The organism is Kitasatospora sp. NPDC059817, assembly GCF_042731835.1.
In the GTDB taxonomy this organism is placed as follows: Bacteria; Actinomycetota; Actinomycetes; order Streptomycetales; family Streptomycetaceae; genus Kitasatospora.
In genome coordinates, this window is record NZ_JBHWIR010000292.1 from 1 (window position 1) to 6,022 (window position 6,022).

General features: G+C 72.7%; 7 protein-coding genes. 3 read left to right on the top strand and 4 right to left on the bottom strand.

Annotation, left to right across the window (positions count from 1 at the left end; translation table 11 throughout):
- Nucleotides 1-89: 89 nt before the first annotated feature.
- Nucleotides 90-680, bottom strand: coding sequence for a lytic polysaccharide monooxygenase (locus tag ACFV61_RS33550; protein WP_380495840.1), 591 nt, complete (start codon nt 678-680; stop codon nt 90-92).
- Nucleotides 681-878: 198 nt separating this feature from the next.
- Nucleotides 879-1,910 (bottom strand): medium chain dehydrogenase/reductase family protein, encoded by a 1,032-nt coding sequence (locus tag ACFV61_RS33555; protein WP_380371929.1) that lies wholly within the window; start codon nt 1,908-1,910, stop codon nt 879-881.
- Between the two features lie 133 nt (nt 1,911-2,043).
- On the opposite strand from ACFV61_RS33555, the gene ACFV61_RS33560 reads away from it, so the two are divergent.
- Nucleotides 2,044-2,709: a TetR/AcrR family transcriptional regulator gene (locus ACFV61_RS33560; protein WP_380346411.1), complete on the top strand. Its 666-nt coding sequence runs from the start codon at nt 2,044-2,046 to the stop codon at nt 2,707-2,709.
- A gap of 103 nt (nt 2,710-2,812) precedes the next feature.
- Here the strand turns inward: ACFV61_RS33560 and ACFV61_RS33565 are convergent, their stop codons facing one another.
- Together ACFV61_RS33565 and ACFV61_RS33570 are read right to left on the bottom strand one after the other, a co-directional pair.
- Complete coding sequence (locus ACFV61_RS33565) at nt 2,813-3,175, bottom strand: hypothetical protein (RefSeq protein WP_063350358.1); 363 nt, start codon at nt 3,173-3,175, stop codon at nt 2,813-2,815.
- A gap of 179 nt (nt 3,176-3,354) precedes the next feature.
- Nucleotides 3,355-3,582, bottom strand: coding sequence for a hypothetical protein (locus ACFV61_RS33570; RefSeq protein WP_063350359.1), 228 nt, complete (start codon nt 3,580-3,582; stop codon nt 3,355-3,357).
- A 437-nt stretch (nt 3,583-4,019) separates the two neighbouring features.
- On the opposite strand from ACFV61_RS33570, the gene ACFV61_RS33575 reads away from it, so the two are divergent.
- Both ACFV61_RS33575 and ACFV61_RS33580 read left to right on the top strand, forming a co-directional pair.
- A complete protein-coding gene (locus tag ACFV61_RS33575) occupies nt 4,020-4,223 on the top strand; it encodes a cold-shock protein (RefSeq protein ID WP_063350360.1) in 204 nt (67 codons plus the stop codon).
- 354 nt (nt 4,224-4,577) lie between these two features.
- On the top strand, nt 4,578-6,020 hold the full coding sequence (locus ACFV61_RS33580; protein WP_380495842.1) for a DEAD/DEAH box helicase: 1,443 nt from the start codon (nt 4,578-4,580) through the stop codon (nt 6,018-6,020).
- Nucleotides 6,021-6,022: the final 2 nt, after the last annotated feature.

Below are 6,022 nucleotides of genomic sequence, written 5' to 3' on the forward strand. Positions count from 1 at the left end.
GGGGGGTCGCGCGCCGCGCTGGGCGCGGGCGGGGGGGGCGGGGGCGGCGCGCCCGGGCGCCCGTCAGCACGGTGCAGCGGTCAGGACCGTCAGAACTGGACGTCGGTGCAGGAGTAGAAGGCGTTTCCGGTGTCGGCGACGTCCCAGACCGCCACCACCACCTGGTGGCCGGTGCGACCGCTGGGGAGGGTCGCGGTGTGGGTGGTGGTGGCGGCGGGCTGGCGGCCGTTGTAGGGGACGGTCAGGAAGGGGGTGAGGTCCAGGCTGGCCCGGGTGATCGGCTGGCTCGCGTCGTAACCGGGCTTGGTGAGGTAGTACCTGAAGTTCGTGGTGGAGTGCCGGGCCTCGATGTACCAGGTGAAGGTGAGCTGCTGGCCCGCCGTCACCCGGGTGGTCGGCCAGGTGCCGTTGCGCGGGTCGTCCAGCGGGGCCCAACGGGCGTCCCCGCCGGCGCAGATGGTGCCGTCGGCCGGGCCCCGGCCGGGGAAGCCCTTCGGGCCCTCGACGCTCTGCGGTTCCCACTGGATGTCGCCGCAGTCCCAGGGCACCCCGCCCGCTCCGCAGAGCGCGGACCGGCTGGGCGGCAGGTTGATGTAGCCGTGCGACTGGGCGGGCAGGGCCAGCACGAGCGGGAGCGCGATCGCGGCTGCGGCCGCGACGGCGAGATGACGTTTGCGCATGGTGCTCCTCCGTGGGGGTGGATGGAGTGTGCGCCCGACGTAGGGCGCGCGCGTGGGGGCGCGGCCGAAGATCGTGGCATGCCTGCGTCAGGTCGGTGCTGACACCGTAGAAGCCCCCGTCCGGGCCGTCAATGGTCTGAACCATTGCCGGGTCATTGCCAGGCCATTGCCGTGCCCCGCGCCCTCGCGCCCCGCAGGTCAGGGAATCAGGACGATCTTGCCGCTGACGGTCCCGGACTCCGCCAGCCGCAGGGCCTCGGCCGCCCGGGCGAGCGGGAGCCGGGCGGCGATCCGGGCGGTGACGTCGCCACGGGCGACGGCGGCGAACACCTGGGCGAGGTCGGACCGGAGGCGGGCGCGGAAACGGTCCCGGCCGAGGGCGCGGCCGGCCCAGATGTTGTAGAAGTGGGCGCGGCGCCCGTTGGGCAGGGTGTTCCAGAGCCAGGTGCGGGCGAGGATCTTCAGCACCGGCCACTGCTTGGAGCCGGTGTCGTCGCGGGTGGAGGCGCTGCCGTAGGCGACGAGCGTGCCGCCGGGGGCGAGCAGGTGCCAGGAGTCGATCACGCTGCGCCCGCCGACGTGGTCGAACACGGCGTCCACCCCGCCGGGCGCCAGCTCCCGGACCCGGGCCGCCACGTCCTCCGTGCGGTAGTCGACCGGGGTCACGCCGAGCTCCCGCAGGGCGTCGTGGTGCCGCGCGGACGCCGTGCCGATCACCTGCACGCCGGCCGCGCGTGCCAGCTGGACCAGGACGGAGCCCACCCCGCCGGAGGCGCCGTGCACCAGGATCCGCTGCCCGGCGCGCACCCGTGCCCGGCGGTGCAGCAGCTGCCAGGCCGTGATGCCGTTGACCACCACGGTCTCCGCCTCGGCCGCGGTGAGGCCGTCCGGGACGGGCACGGCGTCGGCGGCGTCGACCGCCACGTGGCTGGCCCACCCGCCGACCTTCATCAGGGTGGCCACCCGCTGCCCGGCCAGCCCCGGGTCGACGCCCTCGCCGGTGGCCAGCACCCGGCCGACCAGGTCGTAGCCGGGGACGAACGGGAACGGCGGCTGGTCGTAGTACCGGCCGCGGCGCATCTGCTGCTCGGCGAACGAGACGCCGCTCGCCTCCATGGCGATCAGGACCTGCCCCCGGCCGGCCTGCGGCACGGCTCCGTGCCGGATCTCCAGGCCCTCCGGCGCCACGATGCCCGGCAGTACGACCTGGACGAGGCGTTCGGTGTCCATGACGCCCTCCTTCTCGATAGACGTTATTGCCTTCGTTAGAAGTTATAACGGCAGGCGTCGGTGAGAGTCAAGAGGGAGAGTGATAGCCTCTAACGAGATGGTGATGTCATCGTCGTGAGGTCTGGAGGCGGCCATGGGCGCGTCGGATGTGAGGACTCCCCGGGAGCGCTACCGCGCCCAGGTGCAGGAGGAGATCAAGGAGCGCGCCTGGGAGCAGATCGCCACCGCCGGGGCCTCCGCGCTGTCCCTCAACGCCATCGCCAAGCGGATGGGCATGAGCGGCCCGGCCCTCTACCGGTACTTCGCCAGTCGCGACGAGCTGATCACCGAACTCGTCCGGGACGCCTACCGGAGCCTCGCCGACGCCTTCCAGGCCCGGGCCGCCGCGGGTGCCGACCTGGCCGGACTGGCGCAGGCCCTGCGCCGGTGGGCCCTGGACGACCCCCAGCGGTACCTGCTCGTCTACGGCACCCCCGTGCCCGGCTACCGGGCGCCTGAGGACACCACCCGGATCTCCGTCGAGATCATGGCCGTCCTGCTCGACGCCTGCACCGCCGAGCTGTCACCGGCGGAGCAGTCACCGGCCGTGTCGCCGTCCCCGTTCGACGCCCACCTCGCCGAACACCGGGCCTGGGCCGGGGAGCACCCGGCCCCGCCGGCGGTCCTCCACCTCGCCCTCGCCGTCTGGACCAGGCTGCACGGCGTGCTCTCCCTCGAACTCGCCGGCCACTTCACCGGCATGGGATTCGACCCCGCCCAGCTCTACGCCGCCGAGCTCCGCTCGCTCACCGGCCGCTGACGGGCGCGGGCCGGCCGGGCACCGGCCGCGCCTTCACGTGCGCCGACGGGCCCCGAGCGGCCGTCTGGCGCGCCCGGGGCCCGTCGGCGGTCAGGCTCGGAGGTCAGGCGTCGGAGTAGCTGAGGTCACCCACCGTCCAACTGCTCACGTCCTCGATGGCGATCCGGTACATGCCGCCGGTGTGGGGCAGTCCGAAGTCGCCCTGGAGGATCCGCGCCCGGTGCAGGTGCAGGTGCGTCGGCCGTGCGGGCACGCTGGCGGAGGGCGGGGAGAAGAGGGCGGCGAACGGCTTCAAGTGCTGTGAGGTGTGCAGGACTTCCGACACCCGCTCGAACCAGAGGGCCATCGGTGCGAGCCGGCCGGTGATGACCGCTCCGGGGACCACCACGGTCAAGGACATCTGGTTGCTGTGCTCGGACTCCACCATGGCGGCGATGTCAACGAGGAGCTCATCAGAGTTCGACATGCACCCAGACTATTGCGCCGCCGCCGGCTTCGGTGGCGTCGTGCACGGTTCGGTGCAGGCCGGGCGCGTGACCGTGCGCGCGGCCTGTCCTACGGCCTACGCACGGTCCGGCGTCCTGGGGAAGGTCTCGTGGATCTTTCCGGGGCCCGGGCCCTGGTGTCCCGGGAGGGAGCCCCGGGTCAGAGCTTCCACATCTCGGCGTACGGAGGGGTGAGTCGCTCCTGGCGGGAGCCGAAGTCGACGAGGACCGCGATGTCGCTGCCGTCCTCGACGTCGACGACCCGGCCGAGGCCGTGCTTGTCGTGGGTGACCCGGTCGCCCGCGGCGAACCGCTTGCGGGGCACCTCGGCCGGGGCTTTGAAGGGACTGGTGGGCAGGTGGCGCCGGACTGCCGGTGATTTCGTCATCCCGATCAGTATGCTCCGAAAAACCGGGGAGCGGACCCTTCCGGAGGGCCGGAACCCCGCCGGGTGACAGGGCAGGACCAGCCGGCCCCGGCTCGGCGGACCCGCCCGGCCCGAAAAATTTACCTGCCCGACCGGGCCCCGCCGCCGACCTCCCAACTGCCCTGGCGGCGCCACCCGTTGCCGATCCCGTCGGCGGGTGAGCCGCCCCCGTGGGGGAGGGGTCGGAAAGACCGGCTGCGGAACATCCACCGCGACGAGCCAGGGCCTGCTACAGTCGATTTAGTTGCAGTAGTGGTTCCCATGAACTTTGTGTGCGCCTGCTGATGTATTGCAGGCGCATTTTTTGTTTTCCGGCTCTTTCCCCGGCGGGTGCTCATCGCGGCGACTCGACGTCCGCACGGTGCGGACTTCGTACGTCTCTCGAAGGAGATTTTTTTATGGCTACTGGTACCGTGAAGTGGTTCAACGCGGAAAAGGGCTTCGGCTTCATCGAGCAGGAGGACGGCGGCGCTGACGTCTTCGCCCACTACTCGAACATCAACGCCCAGGGCTTCCGTGAGCTGCTCGAGGGCCAGAAGGTCGAGTTCGACGTCACGCAGGGCCAGAAGGGCCCGCAGGCCGAGAACATTCGCCCGCTGTAGTTCTCTGCCACGGCACTCGCCTGGTAGCGAGGGGCCCGCACCGTGCACTACGCCCGGTGCGGGCCCCTCGGCCGTTCCACCCCCCCCATCGCCTCCGGCCGTCCTGGCCGCCAGGCCGCCCCGGCCGTACCGGGCCCTGTGGATCCGCCTTCGGCCGTCGTCCGCCGTCCCGCGCGGGCCGTGTTGCGCCGACCGCGCACCGGCGCCCGCCCACCGGTGGCTGCACCGTCCATGCCTCGCCCGGCCGCATCGTCCGCGCCCCGCCCGGCACATCTTTGGCCCGTTTCTTGTGATCTCCGCGCGCCCGCGCAGCGGAGCCGACCTCGCGACGTGCCGTCCTGAGGAAGGTTCCGTATGAACCGCTCGAACCGCCCGTCGCACCGCAGCCCGCACCGCCGTACCGGAGGCCCGAACCGGGCCCAGGGCCGCTCCTCCCAGCAGGAGTTCGAACTCCCGGCCAGCACCACCCCCGCCCTGCCCGCCGTCGAGTCGTTCGACGAACTGGACATGCCCGCGGCCCTGTTGAAGACGCTGACCCGCCAGGGCGTCACCTCGCCGTTCCCCATCCAGGCCACCACGCTGCCGAACTCGCTGGCCGGCCGTGACGTGCTCGGCCGGGGCCGCACGGGCTCCGGCAAGACCATCGCCTTCGGTCTGGCCGTGCTGGCCCGCACCGCCGCCCGTGCCGCCGGCCGCAAGACCGAGCCGGGCAGCCCGCTGGCCCTGGTGCTGGTCCCCACCCGGGAACTCGCGCAGCAGGTCACCGAGGCGCTCACCCCGTACGCGCACTCGGTGCGGCTGCGGATGGCGACCGTGGTGGGCGGGATGTCGATCGGCCGCCAGTCCCAGGTGCTGCACCGGGGCGCCGAGGTCGTCGTCGCCACCCCGGGCCGGCTGAAGGACCTGATCGAGCGCGGCCACTGCCGACTGGACGACGTCGACATCGCAGTCCTGGACGAGGCCGACCAGATGGCCGACCTCGGCTTCCTGCCGCAGGTCACCGAGCTCCTCGAACAGGTCGCCGAAGGCTGCCAGACGCTGCTCTTCTCCGCGACCCTGGACCGCAACGTCGACCGCCTGGTGCGCCGCTTCCTCAAGGACCCGGTCACCCACTCGGTGGATCCGTCGGCCGGAGCGGTGACCACCATGGAGCACCACGTGCTGCATGTGCAGAACCACGACAAGAACACCCTGATCGTCCGCATCGCGGCCCGGGACGGCGGGGTGATCATGTTCACCGACACCCGGGACCGGGCCGACGCGCTGGTCGAGGACCTGCTCGCCAACGGGGTGAAGGCCGCGGCCCTGCACGGCGGCAAGTCCCAGCCCCAGCGCACCCGAACCCTGGAGCAGTTCCGCACCGGCCAGGTCACCGCGCTGATCGCCACCAACGTCGCCGCGCGGGGGATCCACGTGGACGGCCTCGACCTGGTCGTCAACCTGGACCCGCCGGTCGACCACAAGGACTACCTCCACCGGGGCGGCCGCACCGCCCGGGCCGGCGAGTCCGGCACCGTCGTCACCCTCGTCCTGCCCAGCCAGCGCCGCCAGATGGCCCGGCTGGCGGCCACCGCCGGGATCGCCCCCACGGCCACCCGCGTCCACTCCGACGACGACGAACTCGCCCGGCTCACCGGCGCCCGCGTCCCGACCGGCATCCCCGTGACGATCCCCGACCCGGTCGTCGAGCGTCCCCGCCGCTCCGTTCGGGGCGCCGTCGGTGGTGGCCGCCGCCGTCCTGCCGGCGCTGCCGCCGCCCGTCATCCGCGCTCCGTGAAGTCCGCCGCGCGGTCCTGACC